The 22,965-nt window shown below is 67.7% G+C and carries 22 protein-coding genes; 10 read left to right on the forward strand and 12 right to left on the reverse strand.

The window, feature by feature from the left end:
- Positions 1-2 precede the first annotated feature (2 nt).
- Both APY03_RS24600 and APY03_RS24605 read left to right on the forward strand, forming a co-directional pair.
- Positions 3-986: a Bug family tripartite tricarboxylate transporter substrate binding protein gene (locus APY03_RS24600; protein ID WP_083944548.1), complete on the forward strand. Its 984-nt coding sequence runs from the start codon at positions 3-5 to the stop codon at positions 984-986.
- Between the two features lie 23 nt (positions 987-1,009).
- Positions 1,010-1,900 (forward strand): 2-hydroxy-3-oxopropionate reductase, encoded by an 891-nt coding sequence (locus APY03_RS24605; protein WP_068681001.1) that lies wholly within the window; start codon positions 1,010-1,012, stop codon positions 1,898-1,900.
- 368 nt (positions 1,901-2,268) lie between these two features.
- On the opposite strand, the gene APY03_RS24610 is transcribed toward APY03_RS24605, so the two are convergent.
- The 4 genes from APY03_RS24610 to APY03_RS24625 form a co-directional block, all read right to left on the reverse strand.
- Positions 2,269-2,637 carry a hypothetical protein gene (locus tag APY03_RS24610; RefSeq protein WP_068681003.1) on the reverse strand — a complete coding sequence of 123 codons (369 nt, stop codon included), beginning with the start codon at positions 2,635-2,637 and terminating at the stop codon, positions 2,269-2,271.
- A complete protein-coding gene (locus tag APY03_RS24615; protein ID WP_068681006.1) occupies positions 2,634-4,178 on the reverse strand; it encodes an NAD(P)-binding domain-containing protein in 1,545 nt (514 codons plus the stop codon). Before APY03_RS24615 ends, APY03_RS24610 begins: the two co-directional genes overlap by 4 nt.
- A 35-nt stretch (positions 4,179-4,213) precedes the next feature.
- On the reverse strand, positions 4,214-4,948 hold the full coding sequence (locus tag APY03_RS24620; RefSeq protein WP_068681008.1) for a phosphatase PAP2 family protein: 735 nt from the start codon (positions 4,946-4,948) through the stop codon (positions 4,214-4,216).
- A 164-nt stretch (positions 4,949-5,112) separates the two neighbouring features.
- Positions 5,113-5,433 carry a hypothetical protein gene (locus tag APY03_RS24625; protein WP_068681010.1) on the reverse strand — a complete coding sequence of 107 codons (321 nt, stop codon included), beginning with the start codon at positions 5,431-5,433 and terminating at the stop codon, positions 5,113-5,115.
- A gap of 215 nt (positions 5,434-5,648) precedes the next feature.
- Between APY03_RS24625 and APY03_RS24630 the strand changes: the two genes are divergently transcribed.
- Together APY03_RS24630 and APY03_RS24635 are read left to right on the forward strand one after the other, a co-directional pair.
- A complete protein-coding gene (locus tag APY03_RS24630; protein ID WP_443082844.1) occupies positions 5,649-7,163 on the forward strand; it encodes an ATPase domain-containing protein in 1,515 nt (504 codons plus the stop codon).
- Complete coding sequence (locus APY03_RS24635; RefSeq protein WP_068681013.1) at positions 7,160-8,695, forward strand: hybrid sensor histidine kinase/response regulator; 1,536 nt, start codon at positions 7,160-7,162, stop codon at positions 8,693-8,695. Before APY03_RS24630 ends, APY03_RS24635 begins: the two co-directional genes overlap by 4 nt.
- 16 nt (positions 8,696-8,711) lie before the next feature.
- Here the strand turns inward: APY03_RS24635 and APY03_RS24640 are convergent, their stop codons facing one another.
- The 6 genes from APY03_RS24640 to APY03_RS24665 are packed head-to-tail and all read right to left on the reverse strand — an operon-like array spanning position 8,712 to position 15,111.
- Positions 8,712-9,770, reverse strand: a complete 1,059-nt coding sequence (locus tag APY03_RS24640; protein ID WP_068681015.1) for a malate/lactate/ureidoglycolate dehydrogenase — start codon at positions 9,768-9,770, stop codon at positions 8,712-8,714.
- 34 nt (positions 9,771-9,804) lie between these two features.
- Positions 9,805-11,331 (reverse strand): UxaA family hydrolase, encoded by a 1,527-nt coding sequence (locus APY03_RS24645; protein WP_068681017.1) that lies wholly within the window; start codon positions 11,329-11,331, stop codon positions 9,805-9,807.
- Between the two features lie 22 nt (positions 11,332-11,353).
- Positions 11,354-12,748, reverse strand: coding sequence for a TRAP transporter large permease (locus APY03_RS24650; RefSeq protein ID WP_068681019.1), 1,395 nt, complete (start codon positions 12,746-12,748; stop codon positions 11,354-11,356).
- 34 nt (positions 12,749-12,782) lie between these two features.
- Positions 12,783-13,340 (reverse strand): TRAP transporter small permease, encoded by a 558-nt coding sequence (locus tag APY03_RS24655; protein ID WP_068681021.1) that lies wholly within the window; start codon positions 13,338-13,340, stop codon positions 12,783-12,785.
- Between the two features lie 50 nt (positions 13,341-13,390).
- Complete coding sequence (locus tag APY03_RS24660) at positions 13,391-14,380, reverse strand: sialic acid TRAP transporter substrate-binding protein SiaP (RefSeq protein WP_068681023.1); 990 nt, start codon at positions 14,378-14,380, stop codon at positions 13,391-13,393.
- Positions 14,377-15,111, reverse strand: coding sequence for a FadR/GntR family transcriptional regulator (locus tag APY03_RS24665; protein ID WP_068681025.1), 735 nt, complete (start codon positions 15,109-15,111; stop codon positions 14,377-14,379). Before APY03_RS24665 ends, APY03_RS24660 begins: the two co-directional genes overlap by 4 nt.
- Positions 15,112-15,247: 136 nt before the next feature.
- Between APY03_RS24665 and APY03_RS24670 the strand changes: the two genes are divergently transcribed.
- The 3 genes from APY03_RS24670 to APY03_RS24680 are packed head-to-tail and all read left to right on the forward strand — an operon-like array spanning position 15,248 to position 17,596.
- Entirely contained in the window at positions 15,248-15,982 is a 735-nt protein-coding gene (locus APY03_RS24670) for an SDR family oxidoreductase (RefSeq protein ID WP_068681066.1), read from the forward strand.
- On the forward strand, positions 15,979-16,725 hold the full coding sequence (locus APY03_RS24675) for an SDR family NAD(P)-dependent oxidoreductase (RefSeq protein WP_068681027.1): 747 nt from the start codon (positions 15,979-15,981) through the stop codon (positions 16,723-16,725). The genes APY03_RS24670 and APY03_RS24675 overlap by 4 nt, the downstream gene beginning before the upstream one ends.
- A gap of 22 nt (positions 16,726-16,747) precedes the next feature.
- Positions 16,748-17,596, forward strand: a complete 849-nt coding sequence (locus APY03_RS24680) for a fumarylacetoacetate hydrolase family protein (protein ID WP_068681028.1) — start codon at positions 16,748-16,750, stop codon at positions 17,594-17,596.
- Between the two features lie 49 nt (positions 17,597-17,645).
- Here APY03_RS24680 and APY03_RS24685 read toward each other — a convergent pair whose 3' ends face one another.
- Positions 17,646-19,172, reverse strand: a complete 1,527-nt coding sequence (locus APY03_RS24685) for a CoA-acylating methylmalonate-semialdehyde dehydrogenase (RefSeq protein ID WP_068681030.1) — start codon at positions 19,170-19,172, stop codon at positions 17,646-17,648.
- Positions 19,173-19,291: 119 nt separating this feature from the next.
- Between APY03_RS24685 and APY03_RS24690 the strand changes: the two genes are divergently transcribed.
- Positions 19,292-20,230, forward strand: a complete 939-nt coding sequence (locus APY03_RS24690) for a LysR family transcriptional regulator (RefSeq protein WP_068681032.1) — start codon at positions 19,292-19,294, stop codon at positions 20,228-20,230.
- 13 nt (positions 20,231-20,243) lie between these two features.
- Here the strand turns inward: APY03_RS24690 and APY03_RS24695 are convergent, their stop codons facing one another.
- Complete coding sequence (locus APY03_RS24695; RefSeq protein WP_146039261.1) at positions 20,244-20,996, reverse strand: tetratricopeptide repeat protein; 753 nt, start codon at positions 20,994-20,996, stop codon at positions 20,244-20,246.
- Positions 20,997-21,141: 145 nt separating this feature from the next.
- Here APY03_RS24695 and APY03_RS24700 point away from each other — a divergent pair, with 145 nt between their 5' ends.
- The gene (locus tag APY03_RS24700) at positions 21,142-21,516 is read left to right on the forward strand and encodes a DMT family transporter (protein WP_068681036.1); all 375 of its coding nucleotides are present in this window, start codon (positions 21,142-21,144) and stop codon (positions 21,514-21,516) included.
- A 1-nt stretch (position 21,517) separates the two neighbouring features.
- Positions 21,518-22,942 carry a UbiA family prenyltransferase gene (locus APY03_RS24705; protein WP_068681038.1) on the forward strand — a complete coding sequence of 475 codons (1,425 nt, stop codon included), beginning with the start codon at positions 21,518-21,520 and terminating at the stop codon, positions 22,940-22,942.
- Positions 22,943-22,965 lie beyond the last annotated feature (23 nt).

Consider the following 22,965-nt stretch of genomic DNA (forward strand, 5'->3'; position numbering starts at 1 on the left):
AAATGGAGACGACCATGACAAGACGGTACTGGATCACCCTGCTTCTAGGCCTCAGCTGCCTCGTTGCCCACGCCTCCGCACAGGACGCGTACCCCAGCAAGCCGATCCGGCTGCTGGTCCCGTTTGCCCCGGGCGGGGCCGCCGACGCAGTCGCACGCATCCTGTCGAAGCCGTTGGGCGAGCAACTGGGCCAGCCCATCGTGATCGAAAATCGGGGAGGGGCCGGAGGAAACATCGGTGCGGATGCCGCAGCCCGCGCAGCGCCGGACGGCTACACATTGCTGCTCGGCTCCTCGGCCAATCTCGCCATCAATCCAACGCTCTACAAGTCGCTCCCCTTCGACCCGGTCAAGAGCTTCGCCCCTGTGAGCCTCGTCGTTGAAGCGCCTCACGTCATCGTCGTATCGGCCGCTTCCCCCGTCGATTCCGTCGCGGATCTGATCCGGCAGGCCAAGGCCGCAAAGCAGCCCCTTGCGTACGGAAGCGGCGGCGTGGGAACGCCAACTCACTTGGCGGGGCAACTGTTCGCAACCCGCGCCGCGGTGGAGATGAGGCACATTCCCTACAAGGGAAGCGGCCCCGCGCTCGTCGACCTGATGGCACAACGACTGAATGTGCAAATTGACAGCGTACCTGCGGTTATCGGGCCCATCCAGGGAGGCAAACTCAAGGCGCTGGCACAAACCGGCAAGGATCGTCTACCCATCCTGCCGAAGGTCCCGACAGCAGCCGAGGCGGGGCTGGCCGACTTCGAGGTGATCGGATGGTTCGGCGTGCTTGCGCCCGCGGGAACGCCACCGGCGGTCGTCGAGCGACTCAACTCCGCCATCAGGGCCGCGCTGAATGAGCCGGAAACCCGGGCCTTGTTCGATCGACAGGGCGCCAGGACCACCGCGAACAGCCCAACGGAATTTGCCAGCTACATCCGTGCGGACATCGACAAGTGGGCCGCCGTGGTGAAAAGCGCCAGCATTCAACTCGACTGATCGGAGATCGCATGCCAGTCAAAATGCCATCCATCGGCTTCATCGGGCTCGGTGTCATGGGGCGGCCGATGGTCCGCAACCTGCTCAAGGGAGGCCTGTCTCTTTCGGTCTTCACGCATGGGGACGTGCCTGCGGACATTGCAGCTTCTGCGTTTGTCTGTGCCCACGCACGCGAAGTCGCCCAGCGCGCTGACACGATCATCGTGATGGTGCCCGACACCCCTGACGTCGAAGCCGTGCTGTTCGGGGAGCAAGGCGCGGCGGCCGGCCTTTCGGCTGGCAAGACCGTGATCGACATGAGCTCCATCTCGCCCATCGTTACCAAGACGATTGCGCGCCGCATCGGCAAGCTGGGCTGCCACTACCTCGACGCTCCGGTCTCGGGCGGCGAGGTCGGCGCCCAGCAAGGAACACTGTCCATCATGGTGGGCGGTCCCGCAGAGGTCTTCGAAGCAGCGCATCCGTTGTTCGCGCTGATGGGCAAGAACATCTCGCACGTGGGCGATCACGGCGACGGGCAGACTGCCAAGGTCGCGAACCAGATCATCGTCGCGTTGAACATCCAGGCCGTTGCGGAGGCCTTGGTCTTTGCGGCCCGCGCCGGCGCGGACCCGGAACGCGTGCGTCGGGCGTTGATGGGCGGCTTCGCAACCTCCAAGGTGCTGGAGGTGCATGGTGAACGCATGACCGGCCGGCATTTCGAACCTGGCTTCCGCATCTCACTTCATCAGAAGGACCTGAACCTCGCGCTGGAGAGCGCGCGCCTCCTTGGAATGGCCTTGCCGAACACGGCCACGGCACAGCAGATGTTTGGAAGCTGCGTCGCACAGGGCGGGGCTCGCTGGGACCATTCGGCGCTGGTTCGCGCCATCGAGCTGATGGCCGGCTGCCAGGTGGGCCTGGACCGGGCATGACGGCGGCGCTGCGAAGGGGCATGGTGGTCAGCATTGCTCGACGCCGGACGATCCCGCGCGTGCTTCGCTGGCTTGGCATGGCATTGGAACAGGACATGTCGCTGGTCTGGAGTTGTTGCGGCACACCAGCACTCGGACACTTCCCGGCAACCCCGTCGCCAGATGTTGACCGCCACGCCCGCATTTGCCGGTGCACGCATTGCGGCTATCGCTGGCGCCAGACTGCTTCGCCTGTCGGCGAGCAAGCCGAGTGGCATCCGTTGGGCCCGGACTCTCCTTCCAGATAAGAGGCAGGAGGCGTGCGCGTCAAGTGGATGGCTTGGGCAGTCCGTAGCCCAACTGACGCGCGTGCCGCAAAGAGAGCAGCACTACTTCTCTGAGTCACAACCATGCGTGCGGCGCAAGTCCGTTGCCCATGTCTTTCCTGCGGTTGAGCTTGTCAGCTGCAAACTCAAACACGTACTATGGTCTCTGGCATACCAGAGTACGTCCACGCGAACTTGGCGGATGCCAATTTCCCGCGCAAAGCCGCCTACGCAAAAGGCGGCGCGTCCTTGCATGACAAGGCCCAAGCAATGACCCTCGCTGGTTAGCGGGGACGGAAAGGCATCGTCTTCGATCTCGGTGAGCTTGCCTTGAAGTTGGCCTGTCCTGTAGCCAAATGGTCTTCGCTGGGAGAACCCCGCGGTGATCATCATCATTACCGCCTGCGAACCGTCCGGCTGATCGAGCGTCATGGGCTCGATGCCGTCATCGAGCTTTCGTTCCGTGGAAGGGTCACCGGCCCCAGTCGTTCCAGCTTCCGCAACTCCGCAGCGCAGAACTCAGGGGACTGCATGCCCCCGAACGCCATCGCCTCGCTGGCGAACCGGCTCGCCGCGTCCGGCAGCGCATCCCGGCCTTGCAGCCGAAACGAAATCGGCGCGAGCGGGCCGAACAGCAGGGCGCGCTGCAGCCCAGGCCAGCGTTCCAGGTCGGGCTCCACGCCGGCGGCGCGCGCGAACAGCAACGCCATCAGGTTCATCTTCGTCTTCCGCGGCTTGTCGCCATGGGCCCGGCATGCGGCGAGGTCCGGTTGCATCTCTTCGGGCGTCGGAGATGCGACGGCACCGCTCCATACGTAAGCCAGCCACCGCGCCTGCAATTCGAGCGGCGGGAACAGCGGCCCGGACTGATCCCACATCCCCACGAACGCAAGCCCCGGCAGCTCCGGGTGGAAGGTGTGCTTGTAGAGATCGATGCGCTGCGCAGCCAGGTTGAGCGTGCGGCGGATCGGCTCGCTCAGGAAGGGCAGGTTCAGTTCGAAGCCGGTGCCGAAGAGGATGCCGTCGAACGCCTCCGTTCGCCCGTCGCCGAACGTGACTTGCGTGCCGTCGACACGATCGAACCATGGGCGCACTTCGATACGGCCCTCGGCGATCAGGGGAAGGTAGTGCTGGCTGAGCGTCAGGCCAGCGTCGAAGATGCTCTCTGCGGGTCTCGGTGCGCCGTACTGGTCCGGGCTGCCCACCGCGTCCAGCACCAGTTGCTTCAGCATCGCACCGAACTCCGCGGACGGCAGCGACTCCTCTGCCAGCGCCTGGTAGCGCGAGAACACGCGATGGTCCGACGGGACTCCGGCCATCAGTTTCGGAAGCACATAGCGCTGGCGCCGGTTGCACACGACGACGCGGGACGCACCGAGCATGCAGAGGTCGCTGGCGATCTCGAGGGCGCTGATCGCACAGCCGGCCACGAGAACGCGCTTTCCCCGGTAGCGCTCCGGGTCCTTGTATGCGCTGGTATGCGCCACGCCGGCGTCGCCCGAGAACGACTCCAGCCCCGCTACCTGGGGGACGCACGCGTGCTGGAACCGGCCGCTGGCGACCACGACTTTCTCGAAGACTTCCTCCTCGGCGCCGTGCCGCACCGCCCATCCGCCCGGTGCGGCCCGGATCTCGCGCACGGGCGTGCCCAGACGAGTGCGCGCCGGCAGGTCGAACCTGGCCGCATAGCGCTGAAGGTAGTCGCCGATCTCGCGGTTGGACGGGTAGATGGGCAGCCCCGGCGCGTGCGGCAGGTCGCTGAACTGGGTGAGCACGCGGCTGGTGTTCGTGCGCATGGACGGCCATACGCCGCTGCAACTGGCGTCGCCGCTCCATTGGCCACCCGCCACCTTCGCCTGCTCGAACAGCACGGGCGCGAAGCCTTCCGATCGAAGGTAGCGCGCGGCGACCAACCCGCCCGGCCCGGAACCGATGATTGCGACTCTTTGCATTGCTTTTCCTCCTTGGCCCATTGTCGATGCAGCACCCCTGCCCGAGGTTTCGCCGTCTACCGCCGCCTACCGCCGCTAGCCGCCCTATCGGTCCTCTCCGCCCGGAGCACCCGATGCGCCACCAGCAGCCACCCGGCGGCCCATGCTGCCCCCAGCGCCCATCCGGCCAGCACATCGGTCCCCCAATGCACCCCCAGCGCCACGCGGCTCACGCCCACCAGAAAGGTCGCCACCGCCGCCATCGCCAGGATGAACACGCGCTCCACCCAGCGGCTGCGCGTGTTCGCCAGCAGCGCGCCGAGCGTGAGGAACACGATCGCCGACATGCTCGCATGCCCGCTCGGAAAGCTCATGCCCCAGGCCGCGTGGTCGGCGAAGGCAAGGTCGGGCCGCAGGCGCCCGAAGGCGGGCTTGAGCAGCAGGTGGATCAGCACCGCACCGGCCGCGGTGGAAGCGGCCACCAGGACGGCGGAGGTGCGCGCCGACAGCAGCGCCAGGTAGATCACGGTGGCGACAACCAGGAAGCTCAACACCACGGCGCTGCCCAGGCCGCTCAGGTCGCGCATGACCACGCCGAAACGCGGGTGCGCCGTCCTGAAGCGCTCGGCGGCCTCGAGGAGCTGCATGTCGAGGCTGTGCGTGTCGCCCTCGAGGACTTCGCTGGCCAGCAGCGAGAACAGCAACAGCGACAGCACGACGCCCAAGCCAGCTACGAGCGGCACGACCAGCGTGCGCAGGACATCGAAGCGGCGCGCGCCCAGGCGCGCTGCAAACGCCCGGTGAAGAAGCATCGGTCGGGCTACGCGGACCCCCGCGGACTCTTTCCGGGAGGGGTGTTGCTCGGCATGGCGGTTTTCTGCAGGCATTTGCGCATCGTGACGCAATCCGATGCGGGCGAGTGTCAGCCCAAGCGCCACCGCATGCAATGGGGGGGCGCGGCCCCTGGGGCGCTGCCTCAGTTCAGCGTGGCTCCTCGGTACTCCGCCAGCTCCGTGCGCTGGAATTCGCCCACCGGCAGCCGCTTGTCCTCCACCCCGGGGAATCGCCCGACGATCTCGCCGCGCTCCCGTACCCAGCAGCCCTTCAGGGTCTCGGTGCCCCACCAGGTGAGGTAGGCGACGCGGGCGAGGCCCTCGCAGTCGCCCTGGGCGTCCGTGAGGCTCATCACGTCGAACTCGGCGCCCTTGGTCGTGTAGAGGATGCCCGGTTGTGCGTTGCAGGCGGCGATCAGTACGCAGCCCAGGGCGAACGCAGGCCCGGAAAGAGGTGATTTCATGTGAGTACTCCCTGACGGCCGAACCCTCGGCCGCGTGAGCCGATTGGGCGCGCAGGGAGCCCGGCCGTCATCCTCCGGAAAGACGAGAAAGCGAGCCAGCGCAGGGCGCAGGCGGACAGAAGGTTTGGGATGAGCCCCTACAAGGCGGCCGAACGCCAGGCCTTAAATTCGACGCCTCTTCGATCCATTCTTGCAACACCCTCTCGGAGTTGGAAATGAGCGCGCGCACCCAACCGTCCCCGGGCGGCAATCACCAAGAGCACGATCCCGGACTGCTGAAGATGGGCGCCCCCGGCCTCGACGACGTGCTGGGCGGCGGGCTCACCGCCCACCGGCTGTACCTGCTGGAGGGTGCGCCGGGCGCGGGCAAGACGACGGTGGCGATCCAGTTCCTGCGCGAGGGCGTGGCCAACGGCGAGGCGGTGCTGTACGTCACCCTCTCTGAAACGGCACAGGAACTGCAGGGCGTGGCAAGCTCGCACGGCTGGGACCTGGCGGGCATCGAGGTCCGGGAGATGCTGCCGGCGCAGGACGCACTGGAGCCTGACGACCAGTACACGATGTTCCACCCCTCGGAGGTGGAGCTCGGCGAGACCACGCTCAGGATCCTGGCGGACGTCGAGAAGATCAAGCCCAGCCGGGTGGTGTTCGACTCGCTCTCCGAGCTGCGCCTGCTGGCGGGTGGGTCGCTGCGTTACCGCCGGCAGATCCTGGCGCTCAAGCAGTTCTTCACCGGCCGGCAATGCGCGGTGCTGCTGCTCGACGACCTGACGGCCACCGACCAGGACCTGCAGGTGCAAAGCATCGCGCATGCGGTGATCCGGCTGGAGCAGTTCAACCCCGACTACGGCGCATCGCGCCGGCGGCTGGTGGTCACCAAGTACCGGGGCAAGGAGTACCGCGGCGGCTACCACGACTACAAGATCGCCCGCGGCGGGCTGCAGGTGTTTCCGCGGCTGGTGGCCTCGGAGCACTCGCTGCCGGTGCAGCAGACGCGCATGGCCAGCGGGATCCCCGCGCTGGACGACCTGCTCGGCGGCGGCGTCGAGAGGGGGACCAGCACCCTCTTCGTGGGTGCGCCGGGCACGGGCAAGTCGAGCGTGGCGGTCCAGTTCGCGGTCACTGCGGCCAAGCGCGGGGAATGCGCGGCGCTCTTCATCTTCGACGAGAGCATCAACACCCTGCGCTCGCGCTGCGAGGGCCTGGGCATGGACCTCGGGCCCTTCCTCGAGTCAGGACACATCCGCGTGCGGCAGGTCGACCCCGCGGAACTGTCGCCGGGCGAGTTCGTCCATGAGATCCGAGATGCCGTCGAGCAGCACAAGGCGACGGTGGTGGTGATCGACAGCCTGAACGGCTATCTCAACGCCATGCCCGACGAGCGTTTCCTGATCGTCCAGCTGCACGAGTTGCTGACCTACCTCGGGCAGCACGGCGTGGCCACCATGCTGATCGGCGCGCAGCATGGCCTGATCGGCATGCAGATGCAGACACCGGTGGACGCAAGCTACCTGGCTGATTCGGTGGTGCTGCTGCGCTATTTCGAGGACGAGGGCGAGGTGAGGCAGGCGATCTCGGTGCTCAAGAAGCGCGGCGGCGCGCACGAGCGCAGCATCCGCTCGTTCTCGCTGGATGCACAGGGCATCCATGTCGGGCAGCCGCTGCGCAACTTCAGGGGCATCCTCACGGGCATCCCGATCCCCATCGATGGAGTCCGGACGCCATCGTGAGCGTTGTTCCTTCCGATCTCGACGAGCGCATCCTGCTGCGGACGGCTACCTCGAAGGACGCCGCAATGGCAAGCGCGGTGCTGGACCGCGCGCATTTCGTCTCCCACGTGTGCGAGGACATGGGTTCGCTGGTGCGGGAGCTGGAGCTCGGCGCCGGCACCATCATGCTGGCCGAGGAGGTGCTCGCCGGGCCGGCCCTGGTCGAGCTCACGGGCGCGCTGGGCGCACAGCCGCCCTGGTCCGACGTGCCGGTGCTGGTGCTGGCACGCCAGGGGGCGGATTCACGTGCCATTGCCAACGCGATGGACGAGTTCGCCAACGTCACGGTGATCGAGCGGCCGATGCGCGTGGCCTCGCTGGTGAGCGCCGTGCGGACCGCGCTGCGTGCGCGCCGCCGGCAGTACGAGCTGCGCAGCCTGCTCGAAGGGCTGCGCGATGCCGACCAGCGCAAGACCGAATTCCTCGCCACGCTGGCCCACGAGCTGCGCAACCCGCTGGCGCCGCTGGGCACGGCTCTGTCGCTGCTGTCGCGCAAGAAGCCGCCACCTGACGAGGCGGTGAAGTACTACGAGCTCATGAGCCGCCAGGTCGAGCACATGGTGCGCCTGGTGAACGACCTGATGGAGGTCTCGCGCATCACGCGCGGCAAGATCGAGCTGCACCTGTGCCCTGTGCTGCTCGACGCGGTGATCGAGGACGCGATCGAGCTGAGCCGGCCGCTGTTCGATCGCGCCGGGCATTCACTCACGCTCGAACTCGGGGCCGACCCGCTGGTGGTGCGGGGCGATTCGGTACGCCTCACGCAGGTCTTCTCGAACCTGCTGAACAACGCCGCCAAGTACACGCCGACGGGAGGCCGTGTGACGGTGACCGCGCGTCAGGAGGGCCGGCAGGCCGTCGTGGCGGTGAGTGACACGGGAACCGGCCTGGCGCCCGACATGCTGAAGTCGATTTTCGAGATGTTCGTCCAGGTGAGCGGCACGGCGCGCGATGCGCAGGGCGGGCTCGGCATCGGCCTCACGCTGGTGAAGAGCCTGGTCGAGCGGCAAGGCGGCAGCATCGAGGCCACGAGCGAGGGCCTGGGGCGTGGCGCGACCTTCACGGTGCGTCTGCCGCTCGCGAAAAGCACGTCCGTATCCGGGCGGCGCTCGCGGGTCTCGCAGGATGGGTGGGCGCCCTCCATCGAAGGCACGATCCTGGTCGTCGACGACAACCGGGACGCGGCCGACAGCCTCGCCGAGCTGCTGGCGACCATGGGCGCAACGGCGATGGTCGCCTACGGCGGCGAAGAGGCGCTGCAACTGGTCCGGGAGCACGCGATCGATATCGCCGTGCTCGACATCGGCATGCCGGGCATGGACGGCTGCGAGCTGGCGCGCCATCTGCGCGGCGGCCCACGCGGCACGGAGCTGAAGCTCATCGCGCTGACGGGCTGGGGACAGCAGGGCTACCGGGACCGCATCGCTGCGGCCGGCTTCGACCACCACTTGCTGAAGCCGCTGAACCTGGGCGAGTTCATGGCGCTGCTGTAGGCAGGCGCGCGGCCGGTCAGCCGATCGCCACGCCCACCTTCGCGCCAGCGGCCACGATCTCGCTCCAGGTCGCGTCGTCGATCCAGATGCCCTCGCGCTCGCGCGCCGCGCGCGCCTTGCGCTCGGGCTCGCCGGCGATCTGCACGCCGTCGAAGCCCTGCCCCGGCGGACTCTGCCGCAGCCACTCGACGAAGGCGCGCGCCTCCTGCTCGAAGCTGGCCTGCGTACCCAGCCTGGCCGGGTCGATCACGATGGCGAGCATGCCGTTGAGCACGGTGCGCGCGGTGTCGGCCTGGCGATGCCAGGTGCCGCTGCCCGTGAGTGCGCCGCCCAGCAGCTCGCAGGCGACCGCCATGCCGTAGCCCTTGTACTCGCCGAAGGTCATGAGCGCGCCGAACAGGCCGTTGCCCTGCGGCACCACCACGACGCCCGGGTCGTCGGTGGGGGCGCCGTGCTCGTCGATCAGGTAGCCCGGCGGCACTCGCTCGCCCTTGTTGTGGGCGACGCGCATCTTGCCCTGGGCGACCCGGCTGGTCGCGTAGTCGAGGATGAAAGGTTCGGCCTCCTTGAGCGGAATGCCGATGCAGCACGGGTTGGTGCCGAAGCGCCCATCGCCGCCGCCCCAGGGCGCGACCACCGGCCGGGAGAGCACGTTGACGAAGTGCAGCGAGACGAGGCCCTGCGCCGTCGCCATTTCGGCGAAGTGGCCGATGCGGCCCAGGTGGTGCGCGTTGGCCAGCGAGAGGATGCAGGTGCCGTGCTGCCGCGCGCGTTCGATGGCCAGTTCCATCGCCTGTACGCCGACGATCTGGCCGTAGCCGCGTTGGCCGTCGAGTGCGAGCATCGGGCCGGTATCCAGGTTGATCTTGACGGACGCATTGGGCTTGAGGCCGCCTTCGGCCGCGGCGTCGACATAGCGCGGCACCATGCCGACGCCGTGGGAGTCGTGGCCGCTGAGGTTGGCGAGCACGAGGTTGGCGGCGACCTGCCCGGCCTCGGCAGGGGTGCTGCCGGTGCCGGCGATGACGGCGGCAACCTGGGTGCGAAGCGTGGCGGCTTGAATGGTTCGGGGCATCAAAGAAGCTCCTTGCTGTTTGCTGCTTCCCCCATCACATCACCGCTCCCACCTGCCAGGGCACGAATTCGTTCTGCCCGTACCCGTGCTTTTCGCTCTTGCTCGGCACGCCCGATGCCGTCGCCAGCACCAGCTCGAAGATGCGCTGGCCCATGTCCTGGATCGACACGTTGCCCTCGACGATCTCGCCGCAGTTGATGTCCATGTCCTCCTCCTGCCGCTGCCACAGCGCCGAGTTGGTGGCGAGCTTGAGCGAAGGGGAAGGCGCGCAGCCGTAGGCCGAGCCGCGGCCGGTGGTGAAGCAGATCATGTTGGCGCCGCCCGCCACCTGGCCGGTCGCGCTCACCGGGTCGTAGCCCGGCGTGTCCATGTAGACGAAGCCGTGTGCGCGCACCGGCTCCGCGTACTCATACACCGCCTCGAGGTTGCTGGTGCCGCCCTTGGCCACGGCGCCCAGGCTCTTCTCGAGGATGGTGGTAAGCCCGCCGGCCTTGTTGCCGGGGGAGGGGTTGTTGTTCATCTCGCCCTCGTTGATGGCGGTGTAGTGCTCCCACCAGCGAATGCGCTCGACCAGCTTCTCGCCCACTTCGCGCTGGACCGCGCGGCGGGTGAGCAGGTGCTCGGCGCCGTAGATCTCCGGCGTCTCCGAGAGGATGGCCGTGCCGCCGTGCGCCACCAGCAGGTCCACCGCCGCGCCCAGCGCGGGGTTGGCGCTGATGCCGGAATAGCCGTCGGAGCCGCCGCACTGCAGGCCGATGGTGATGTGCTCCGCGCTGCACGGCTCGCGCTCCGCCGCGTTGGCGCGCGGCAGCATCTCGTTGATCAGCGCCACGCCCTTGGCCACCGTCTTGCGCGTGCCGCCCGTGTCCTGGATGTTGAAGACGCGCAGATTCTCGCCCTCCCGCAGGTTGCCGGTGGCCAGCCAGGCATTGATCTGGTTCGCCTCGCAGCCCAGGCCCACCACCAGCACGGCCGCGAAGTTGGCGTGCGTCGCATAGCCGGTGAGCGTGCGCTCCAGCAGCTGCATGCCCATGCCGCCGGTGTCCATGCCGCAGCCGGTGCCGTGCGTGAGCGCAACCACGCCGTCGACGTTGGGGTACGGCGCGAGCGCCGACGGGTTGGTCTTGCGCGAGAAGTGGTCGGCGATGGCGCGTGCCGCCGTGGCCGAGCAGTTGACGCTGGTCAGCACGCCGATGTAGTTGCGCGTGGCGACGCGGCCGTCGGCCCGCCGGATGCCCATGAAGCTCGCTTCGCGCCGCGCGGGCGGCGGCTTGACGTCGGCACCGAAGGCGTAGTCGCGCTCGAAGTGGCCCTTGTCGGGGCCCATGTCGAGGTTGTGCGTGTGCACGTGCTCGCCGGGCGCGATGGGGCGGCTCGCGAAGCCGATGATCTGGTTGTAGCGGCGCACCGGCTCGCCTTGGGCGATGGTGCGCACGGCAACCTTGTGGCCGGGCGGGATCAGGCCGCGGGCGGTCACGCCTTCGATGGCGGTGCCGCCGACCAGCTGGCCGCGGGCGATCACGACGTCGTCCGCCGGGTGGAGTCGGATAAAGGGATTCATCGCGGGGTCCTGCGTCTTGGAATCAGAAGAACATTTTCGGCAACCACAGTACCAACTTGGGCATGTAGGTGATGACGGCCAGGCTCAGCAGCAGCGGCACCAGCCAGGGCAGGATCGCCATGGTGGTCCGCTCGAAGCTCAAGCCCGCCACCCGCGCCAGCACGAAGAGCACCATGCCCATGGGCGGATGCAGCAGGCCGATCATCAGGTTCAGCACCATCACCAGGCCGAAGTGGATCGGGTCCACGCCCAGCTGTGTCGCGATGGGCAGCAGGATGGGGACCAGGATCGTGATCGCCGCGGTCGGCTCCAGGAAGCAGCCGACGAAGAGCATCAGCAGGTTGGCCAGCAGCAGGAAGACCCAGGCCTCCTTGGTGAAGCCCAGCACCCAGTTCGCGATGTCGGTGGTGACGCCGGTGGCCGTCAGCATCCAGCCGAAGATGGAAGCGGCGGCGACGATGAAGAGCACGGTGGAGGTGGTCTCGATGGTGTCGAGGCAGACCTTGACGAACATCTTCCACGACAGCGTGCGGTACCAGGCGAAGCCCAGGATCATGGCCCACACGCAGGCGGCGATGGCGCCCTCGGTGGGCGTGAAGAGGCCGGTGCTCATGCCGCCGATCAACAGCACGGGGGTCATGATGGGCAGCAGCGCCTCGAATGCGAAGATCCGGTCGAGCACGAAGAGCAGGGCCAGCCCGACGAAGACGGTGATCTGCGCCGGCGCGCCCAGCCTGGTCACCGCGACCCACAGCAGCAGCGGCCAGCCGATCACCACCGCCAGCTCGCACAACGCCTTGAAGAGCCGCGTGCTGGAGAACTTGACGTCGCCCCCCCAGTTGTTGCGATGGGCGTAGTAGCCGACGGTGAACATCATCAGCAGCGCCATCATCGCGCCGGGCAGGATGCCCGCGAGGAAGAGGGCGCCCACGGAGACGTTGGCCATCATCCCGTAGATCACGAAGGGCAGGCTCGGCGGAATGATCGGCCCCAGCGTGGCCGAGGCGGCCGTCACGCCGACGGCGAACTCGGTGCCGTAGCCGTGCTCCTTCATCGCCTTGATCTCGATGGTGCCGAGGCCCGCGGCGTCGGCGATGGCGGTGCCGCTCATGCCCGCGAAGATGACGGAGCCCAGCACGTTCACATGCCCCAGGCCGCCCTTGAGCCAACCCACCAGCGCCAATGCGAAGTTGTAGATGCGGGTGGTGATGCCGGCGTTGTTCATCAGGTTGCCGGCCAGGATGAAGAAGGGCACGGCCAGCAGCGGGAAGCTGTCGATGCCGCTGACCATGCGGTGGATGACGACGAAAGGCGGGAGACTCCCCGACGTCAGGATGTAGACCAGCGAGGCGCCGGCCATGGCAATGGCGACGGGGACGCCGCCGGCCATGAAGAGCAGGAAGAAGATCTTGAGCATTTTCTGGTTCGTTATGGACGGGCCGGATGCGCGCTCACGAATCGGCCAGCGTGGACTCGGGACGTTCGAGCACGCTGTAGCCGCGCCGCCAGTGCACCCGCGCCACCTGCAGCGAGCGCCAGGCCATGGCTGCGAAGCCGAGCAGGCAGAGGCCATACACCAGGTTCATCGGCAGGTCGACGATGGTCATCCGTGTCTGGTTGCCGATCTTCAGCATCATCTGCACGGTCATCACGACCGCTGCCAGGAAGAAGGCGACGCGCAGCACGTCGACCGCGCGCGACATCCAGCGGCCGACCGCGCCGGGCAGGTAGCGGTAGAAGAAGTCGACCTGGATCTGGTTGTTCTTCGACACGCCGATGGCCGCGCCGATGAAGACCACGCCGATGAGCATGTAGCGCGCCACCTCCTCGGTCCAGGCGGCCGAGTCGTTCATCACGTAGCGGGTCACGAACTGGTAGAAGACGGTGAGGCCCAGCAGCCAGAAGATCGCGAGCGCTGCCCAGCCCTCGGCGATGGTGCCGGAGAGGTCGACCACCTCGTCCTCGGCATGGAAGTGGCCTTCGTCGTCGATGATTTTCTGTTCGGTCATGGTCTTGCCTTGGCTCCCTCCCCGGGCGGGCAGGGAGCCAGATCCTGGCCTCATTTGACGGCGGTGATCCGGTCGTAGTCCTGCTGCCGATAGCCGTGGTCCGTCGGCTTGGTGTTCTTGAGCACCGCCTCGCGGAATGCGTTCTTGTCGACGGTGATCACGTTGTTCCCCTTCTTCTTGAACTCCTCCACCAGCCGCGTTTCCGAGGCGATGATCTCGCGCCCGGTCTTCTCCGCAGCTTCCTGCATCACCTCGGTGAAGATCTTCTTCTCGTCCGCAGAGAGCTTGCCCCACAGCTGCCCGGAGACGATGGTCAGCAGCGAATCGACGATGTGCCCCGTCAGCGAGATGTTCTTCTGCACCTCGAAGAACTTCTTCGCCTCGATGGTCGGCAGCGGGTTCTCCTGCGCATCGACCGTGCCGTTCTGCAGCGCCAGGTAGACCTCGGCGAAGGCGATCGGCGTGGGGTTGGCGCCCAGCGCTTTCGGGAAGGCCAGGTATGCCGGCGCATCGGGCACGCGGATCTTCAGGCCCTTCATGTCCTCGGGCTTGGCCACCGGCCGGGCCGCGCTGGAGGTGACGTGGCGCGCGCCGTAGTAGGTCAGCGCCGTGATGTGGTTGCCGCTCTTGTCGTCGTAGCCCTTGGCCAGTTCCTTGAACACGTCGCTCTTGGCGTACTTCAACTGGTGCTCCGCGTCGCGGAAGATGAAGGGAAAGTACGACACCGCCAGCGGCGGGTACGTCCGCCCCGCGAAGCTCGCGCCCGAGAGGATGATGTCCACGGTGCCCAGCGTCAGGCCCTGGTTGATGTCGGCCTCCTTGCCCAGGCTGGAGGCCGGGAACACCTGGACTTCGTACTTGCCGTTGGTGCGCTTCTTGATCTCGTCGCCGGCCCAGACCGAGTACTTGTGGAAGGGCTCCGAGGTCTCGTAGACGTGGGCCCACTTGAGCTTGGTCTGCGCCTGGGCCAAGCCGAGGGCCCCTGCGGCGAGTACGCAGGCCGCGATCGTCTTGAGTGCGAAACGCTTGGTGCTGGTCATTTTCTTGTCTCCATGGGTGGTTGAAAGAAGAGGTTGGCGCGGCGCCAGCTGGCGCTGAAGCGCTGGTGCGACTTGTCCATGTGCACATGCATCGCCCTGCGCGCGCCTTCGGCGTCGCGCGCGGCGATGGCATCCCGGATCGCCTCGTGCTCGGCAATCGCCGAGCGCCAGGACTTGACGCTCTCGAAGTAGCCCCCCAGGCGCGTGAAGATCGGCCCGCGGCGCGAATCCCAGAAGCCCTGCACCGTCTCCGACAGCACCACGTTGCCGCAGCACTCGACGATGGCCAGGTGGAAGGCGCGGTCGCCCTCCAGCGGCATCACGTTGCGCTCAGCCAGATCGCGCATGTGTTCGATGGCGCGCGTCATCGCCTCGATGTCCTTGCGCTTGGAGGTGGCCGCGGCGATGGCCGCTGTCTCGCCCTCGACCACGCGGCGCGCGCGGATCAGCTCGAGCGGGCCCCACTCGGTGCTGGCCTGCGGCACGGGCGCATGCTGGGTGCGGTCGAGCACGTAGACTCCGGAACCGGTGCGCACCTCGACCCAGCCCTCGACTTCTAGCGCGATCAGCGCCTCGCGCACCGAAGGCCGGCTCACGCCCAACAGCTTGGCCAGGTCGCGCTCCGCGGGCAGGCGAGCGCCGGCCGCGAACTCCCCCTTCGCGATCAGCGCGCTGAGCTGGTCGGCGATCTGGCGGTAGAGTCGTTTGGGTTCGAGGGTCTGCAGGGGCACTTAGGGGTTGTCCTGGATTGGCCAAGTGGTCAGGCCAATTCAGAATACGAGGTGCACCGCGATGCGGCCATCGGGCCAAACCCTGAAGGCCGCCATCGCCGAATCGCCGATCCATTCCACAGCAGAAGGACATCCCATGAGACTCGAAGGCAAGACCGCGCTCGTCACCGCGGCCGGGCAGGGTATCGGCCACGCGAGCGCGCTCGCATTGGCCGCAGAGGGCGCGCAGGTCTGGGCGACCGACATCAACGAGGCGCTGCTGTCTCGCTTCGCTGGCGTGGCCAACATCACCGCCGCGAAGCTCGACGTGCTCGACAAGTCCGCGATCGACGGCTTCGCGAAGACGCTGCCCGCGCTCGACATCCTCTTCAACTGCGCCGGCGTGGTGCACAACGGCGCCGCGCTGCAGGCCACGGACGATGACCTGGACTTCGCCTTCCGCCTCAACGTGCGGGCCCAGCTGTGGACCATCCAGGCCGTGCTGCCGGGCATGCTGGCCGCGGGACGCGGCAGCATCATCAACATGGCCAGCGTGTGCTCCAGCATCAAGGGCCTGCCGAACCGCTGCGTCTACGGCACCACCAAGGCGGCGGTGCTGGGGTTGACCAAGAGCGTCGCGGCCGACTACGTGGGCCAGGGCATCCGCTGCAATGCCGTGTGCCCGGGCACGGTGGACACCCCTTCGCTGGCCGACCGTATCAACGCCAATGCCGACCCGGTGGAAGCACGCAAGGCCTTCATCGCGCGCCAGCCCATGGGACGGCTGGCGCAGGCCGAGGAGATCGCGCCGCTGGTGGTCTTCCTCGCGAGTGACGAGTCGCAGTTCGTCACCGGCCAGGCTTATGCAGCCGACGGCGGCATCACCATATGAACCAGCTCGACTTCGGCGACCGCCATGCGGTCGTGACCGGCGGCGCCACCGGGCTGGGGCGCGGCATCGCGCAGCGGCTGATCGACTCGGGCGGCAGCGTCACGCTGTGGGACCGCGATGGCGAGGCGGCCGAGAAGACGGCCTGGGCCCTGGGGCCGAAGGCCTTCGCGCTGAAGGTCGACGTCGCGCAGCAGACCTCGGTGGCCGAGGCAGTGGCGGCCACGCTGGCGCAGTCAGGACGCATCGACGCGCTGGTCAACAGCGCCGGCATCACCGGGCCCAACGTCAAGCTGTGGGACTACCCGGTGGATGCCTGGCGCGAGGTGATGGAGGTCAACCTCAATGGCCTCTTCATCTGCTGCCGCGAAGTGGTGCCGCAGATGCGCAGGCAGGGCTACGGGCGCATCGTCAACATCGCCTCGGTCGCGGGCAAGGACGGCAATCCCAATGCAAGCGCCTACAGCGCGAGCAAGGCCGCGGTGATCGCGCTCACCAAGTCGCTGGGCAAGGAGCTGGCCGACACCGGCGTGCGGGTCAATTGCGTGACCCCGGCGGCGGTGAAGACGGCGATCTTCGACCAGATGTCGCCGGAGCACATCGCCTTCATGCTTTCCAAGATCCCGATGGGCCGCTTCGGCACGGTGGAGGAGGTCGCCGCGATGGTGGCCTGGCTTTGCACCGAAGATTGCTCCTTTTCCACGGGCGCCGTGTTCGACCTGTCCGGCGGCCGCTCGACCTACTAGTTTTCCCAGAAGAAAGGACCTCATGAAACTCGTTCGCTATGGCAACCCCGGCAAGGAAAGGCCCGGCCTCGTCGATGACAACGGCCAGCTGCGCGATCTGAGCGCGGTCGTCAAGGACATCGGCCCCGAGCAGCTCGGCGATGCCGCGCTGGCCAAGCTGCGCAAGATCAAGCTCGACAAGCTGCCGCTGGTCAGGGGCAAGCCGCGCTTCGGCTGCCCGGTGGCGCAGGTCGGCAAGTTCATCGCCATCGGCCTCAACTACGCCGATCACGCAGCGGAGTCGGGCCTGCCGATCCCGGCCGAGCCGGTCGTCTTCATGAAGGCCAACAGCTGCGTCCAGGGGCCGAACGATCCCGTCATGCTGCCCAAGAATTCGGTCAAGAGCGACTGGGAGGTGGAGCTGGGCGTGGTGATCGGCGCGACCGCGCGCTATGTCTCGCAGAAGAGCGCGCTGGACTGCGTGGCCGGCTACTGCGTGATCAACGACGTGAGCGAGCGCGAGTACCAGATCGAGCGCGGCGGCACCTGGGACAAGGGCAAGGGCTGCGACACCTTCGGCCCCATCGGCCCCTGGCTGGTGACGCGCGACGAGGTGCCCAATCCGCAGAAGCTCGCGATGTGGCTGGACCTCAACGGCAAGCGCATGCAGACCGGCAACACGAAGACCATGATCTTCAACGTTGCCAAGATCGTGAGCTACGTGAGCCAGTTCATGACGCTGGTGCCCGGCGACGTGATCACCACCGGCACCCCGCCCGGCGTGGGCCTGGGCATGAAGCCGCCGCTCTACCTGAAGAAGGGCGACGTGATGACACTGGGCATCGAAGGGCTGGGCGAGCAGCGGCAGGAAGTGATCGGCTTCAAGGCCTGATCTCGCGGCCGAGTTCCCTCTCCCCTTGGGGAGAGGGAGCAATGCCTGCCTACTTCGCCGTCGGCATCACGAACTCGGCACCCTTGGGCGTGCTCTCCGGCCAGCGCTGCATGATCGACTTCTGCCGCGTGTAGAAGCGCACGCCTTCCTCGCCGTAGGCGTGCATGTCGCCGAACAGCGAGCGCTTCCAGCCGCCGAATCCGTGCCAGGCCATGGGCACGGGGATCGGCACGTTGATGCCCACCATGCCCACCTCGATGCGCCGCGAGAACTCGCGCGCCACGTTGCCGTCGCGGGTGAAGCAGGCCACGCCGTTGCCGAACTCGTGCGCGTTGACGAGGTCCACCGCCTCCTTGAGGTCGTGCACGCGCACGCACGAGAGCACCGGGCCGAAGATCTCTTCCTTGTAGATGCGCATTTCGGGCGTGACGTGATCGAAAAGCGTGCCGCCCATCCAGAAGCCGTCGCCGCACCCTTCGCCGGCCTTCTTGCCGTCGAACGCGCGGCCGTCGTGAACCAGCTTGGCGCCTTCCTTCTCGCCCAGCGCGATGTAGCCGGTGATGCGCTCGTGCGCGGCACGGGTGACGATCGGGCCCATTTCGGCTTCGAGGTTCGTGCCGTCGAGCACCTTCAGGGTGCGGGCGCGCTCGGCCAGCATCGGCACCAGCTTGTCGGCCACGTCGCCCACCAGCACGGCGACGCTGATCGCCATGCAGCGCTCGCCGGCCGAGCCGTAGCCCGCGCCGATCAGCGCGTCCACCGCCTGCTCCAGGTCGGCATCGGGCATCACCACCATGTGGTTCTTCGCGCCGCCCAGCGCCTGCACGCGCTTGCCGAGGCGTGCGCCGGTCTCGTAGATGTAGTTGGCGATCGGGGTGGAGCCGACGAAGCTGATCGCCTTCACGTCGGGGTGCTCCAGCAGCCCGTCGACTGCTTCCTTGTCGCCTTGCACCACGTTGAACACGCCGTCGGGCAAGCCCGCCTCCTTCAGCAGCTCGGCGATGCGCAGCGAGGGGCTGGGGTCGGTCGGGCTGGGCTTGAGGATGAAGCTGTTGCCCGCCGCGATGGCGACAGGGAACATCCACATCGGCACCATCACCGGGAAGTTGAAGGGCGTGATGCCGGCCACCACGCCCAGCGGCTGGCGCATCGTCCAGTTGTCGATGCCGGTGGAGACCTGGTCGGTGTAGTCGCCCTTCAGCAGCTGCGGGATGCCGCAGGCGAACTCGACGATATCGATGCCGCGCGAGACCTCGCCCTGCGCGTCGGTGAAGACCTTGCCGTGCTCGGCGGTGATCAGCCGGGCCAGCTCGTCGCGGTGCTTGTTGAGCAGCTCCAGGAACTTGAACATCACCCGCGCGCGCCGGATCGGCGGCGTGTCGGCCCAGGCCGGGAAGGCGGCGCGGGCAGCGGCGACGGCCGCATCCACGTCGGCACGGCCCGCGAGCGATACGCGGCCGGTCACGGCGCCGGTGGCGGGGTTGAAGACGTCCTGCGCACGCTCGGAGGCGCCGCCGGCGCGCCGGCCGCCGATGAAGTGCGCGATGGGCGTGGGGGTCGAAGGCTGCTGGGTCATGGCGGGTCTCCTGCGGTTGCTGCTGCGGTATTGGAAGTCCGGCGAGTCTAGGAACCACGATGCACCCTGCCAAGGCGGCAGGACTGAATTGATTGTTCGCGATAGTGAACAATCCAGCCATGGAACCCAAAAATATCGAGCTGCTCTGGACCCATCTCCATTGGCTGACCGTGCTCGAGCAGCAGGGCAGCTTCACCGCAGCTGCCGCCCGCCTGGGCGTGAGCAAGGCGGCGATGAGCCAGCGCATCGCCGAGCTGGAGCGTGCGGCCGGCGTGCCGCTGGTGCGCCGCACCACCCGCAGCGTGCGCCTGACCGAGGCCGGCCAGCGGCTGGTGGACGACACGCGCGCGCCCTTCGAGCAGATCGCCCACAGCTTTGCCGGCGTGCGCGACCTGGCGGGCGTGCCCCGGGGCCTCTTGCGGGTGACCGCACCGGTGGCCTTCGCGCGCCAGCAGCTGGTGCCGCGGGTTGCGGATTTCCTGCGCGCGAATCCCGAGGTGCGGCTGGCGCTGGACCTGTCGGACCGGCTCAGCGCGCTCGCGGTGGAAGGTTTCGACCTCGCGATCCGGCATGCGGCCTCGGTGCCCGATACGCACGTCGCCTGGCGGCTGTGCGCCACGCGTTCGGTGCTGGTCGCGAGCCGGGCCTACCTGCGCCGCCGTCCCGCGCCACAGACGCCGCAGGCGCTGTCGCAACACGACTGCCTGCATTACCCGCGCGCGCACGATCAGCCGGCGTGGACGCTGGAGTTGTCGAACGGGCGCCGTGCGGTCGAACGCGTCACCATCCCGGTCGCCGGCCCCTTCGCCGCCAACAACAGCGAGGCCCTGCGCGATGCGGCGCTGGCCGGGCTGGGCATCGCGCTGGTGCCGGACTTCAGCGCCCAGGGCGCGCTGCAGGCCGGCAAGCTGGTGCAGGTGTTGCCGCAGTGGACGCCGGTGGGTGCCTTTGCCGAGCAGCTCTATGCGGTGCGGCCCTATGCGAGCCATGTGCCGCGGGCGGTGACGGTGTTCGTGGCGTGGCTCAGGGAAGCGTTGAAGGATGGGTTTTCGGCCTGAGGCATTCCAAGCCTCACAGCGGCGTCGGCCGCCCCGGCAAGGTCATGCGGCCGCGCGCACGGAGGCTCTCGATGAGCCTCAACTCCATCTGCGCCACCGGGTCGTTCGCATCCAGCGCGAGGCAGCGCCGATAACGCGCTTCGGCCTCATCCAGGCGGCCCATCTCGATCAGCGCGAAACCCTGCCCGCGCAACGCGCGGGTCTGGTGGCGCACCTTCTCGTCATCCAGCGAGAACTCGGTCGCGCGCTCCGCCTCGGTGAAGACTTCGAGCGCCTTCGTCCAGCTCTTGTCGATCTGGTAGATGTGGCCGAGTTCCGAACGAAACTGCGCGTTGGCCGGCGCGAGTTCGATCGCGCGCTCGATTGCGCGGCGTGCTTCGGGGATGCGCTCCAGCTCGACCAGCGCATAGCCCTTGAGGTATTGGGCATGGCCCCAGGTCGGGCCGACGTCGATCGCGTTCTGCCGATCCTTCGCCGCCAGCGTCATGTAGTGGAGGCTTTCGGTCCGCGTGCGCGCGCTGTAGATGCGCCCCTTGCGCTCGCGGTGGCGGGCCTCGAAGCGGTCGATCAGGCTGTCGAGTACCTGCAGGCTTTCCGAGGGCTTGCCCTGTCTGAGCAGGAGGCCCGCCTTCTCGAAGTCGGCCAGGTCCTCGGCCTGTGTCGTCGCGGCAGGCGGCTGCGTCTGCGCGCCAGGATCGATCGCGCAGCCCGAAGCAAGAACGAAGAGGGCCATGGCCGGCGCGAGCAGCAGCAGCCGACGTGTCAATGGAGATGTCACCTTTTGCGCAGCCTGGAACGCTTCGCTCGGCCAAAACGTCAACTATTTCCTTCATTGAGCGCCGGCGTCTTGGGTGAAAAAGTAATACTAAGGCATGATATTTGCAGTAAACAAAAAGACTTCAAGTTTCAAGATGACCTTCGCAACTTTCTCGATCATCTTCGCCGGTGTGCTGCTGAATTCGGCAGCGCAGCTGATGCTCAAGGCCGGCGCGAATACGCTCGGAACGGTGGCTGTCGGCAACGCGGCATCGCTGCTCGCGGCGGGGTGGGGCGCTGCCACCCAGCCCTGGATCCTGTTGGGCCTGTGCTGCTATTTCGTGAGCGCCGGGCTATGGGTGCTGGCGCTCACGCGCGTGGACGTGACCGTCGCCTACCCGTTGCTTTCCATGGGCTACGTGATGGCGGCGCTCCTGGCCTGGCATTTCTTCGGCGAGGCGCTGACCGCCTCGCGGATCCTGGGCATCGCCATCATCCTGGTGGGCGTCGTGGTTCTGGGGCGTGGCTGAGATGACCGTGCCGCTGCCTCTCTATGTCGACCTCGACGGCACGCTGATCGCCACCGACTCCCTGCACGAGTCGCTGCTCAAGCTGGTGCGGGTCTCTCCGCGCGCGCTGTTGTCGCTGCCGCTGTGGCTGTTGCGCGGGCGTGCCGCGCTCAAGCGCGAGGTGGCGCGGCGCACGCGACTGGACGTCCGCACCCTGCCGTACCGGCCGGAGGTGCTCGATTTCGTACGCCGCGCCCGAGAAGCGGGCCGGCGCACCATCCTGGCCACCGCCAGCGACGGGCGCATGGCGCGGCGCGTCGCCGACCACCTGGGCCTGTTCGACGCGGTGCTGGCCTCCGACGGCGAGCGCAACGTCAAGGGTGCGAACAAGCTGGCGGCCATCCTGAGCGACACGCGCGGCATGGGCTTCAGCTATGCGGGCGACCACACCGCGGACCTGGAAGTCTGGCGCGGCTCGAAAGCTGCCGTGGTGGTCAGCCGGTCTGGCGCCCTGGCGCGGCGCGCGGCCGGACTCACGGAAGTGGAAGCGGTGATCAAGCCGCGCCGCGCGGGGCTGAGCCGCTATTTCCAGGGCCTGCGCCCTCACCAGTGGCTGAAGAACGTGCTGATCTTCCTGCCGCTGATGCCCGTGCTGCACGACCTCACCCAGGCGCTGATGGTCGACGCCGTGCTCGCCTTCCTCGCCTTCAGCCTGATGGCCTCGGGCATCTACGTGCTCAACGATCTGCTGGACCTGGAGTCCGACCGGCGCCACCACCGCAAGCGGCGGCGGCCTTTCGCCGCCGGCGACATCTCGTCGGCCACCGGGCTGGCGATGTCGATCGGGCTGGGGATCGCGTCGCTGGCCTTGTCCGCGGCGCTGCTGCCCCCGTCCTTCGTGGCGGTGCTGCTGCTCTACGCGGCGCTGACCACCGCCTATTCGGTGTTCCTCAAGCGGCGCGCAGTGGTGGACGTGTTCTCGCTGGCCGCCCTCTACACGATTCGCGTGGCGGCCGGCACGCAGGCGACGGGGCAGCCGCTCTCCTTCTGGATTCTTTCCTTCTCGCTCTTCATCTTCCTCAGCCTCGCGCTGGCCAAGCGCTACGTGGAGCTCACCTCCGCCGCCGGCGATGCCGTCCAGCTCAAGCGCGACCGCGGCTACCAGCCGGGCGATGAGACCTTCGTGCTGTGCGCCGGCGTCGCGGCCGGGCAGATGTCCGCCGTGCTGCTGAGCCTCTATCTGCAGGACCAGCAGATGCTGGCGCGCTACCAGGAGCCGACCTGGCTGTGGATCCTGATCCCGGTGTTCCTGTTCTGGACCGTGCGCATCTGGCTCAAGGCGATCCGCGGCGCGCTGCACGAGGACCCGGTGGTCTTCGCGGCGCGCGACTGGGTCAGCCGCCTGGCGGTCGGCATCGCCGCGGCCGCGCTGTGGATGGCGCACTAGCACCGCTTCACTTCTCCTCCCTG

The sequence above is a fragment of the Variovorax sp. WDL1 genome, assembly GCF_001541225.1.
Taxonomy (GTDB): domain Bacteria; phylum Pseudomonadota; class Gammaproteobacteria; order Burkholderiales; family Burkholderiaceae_C; genus Variovorax.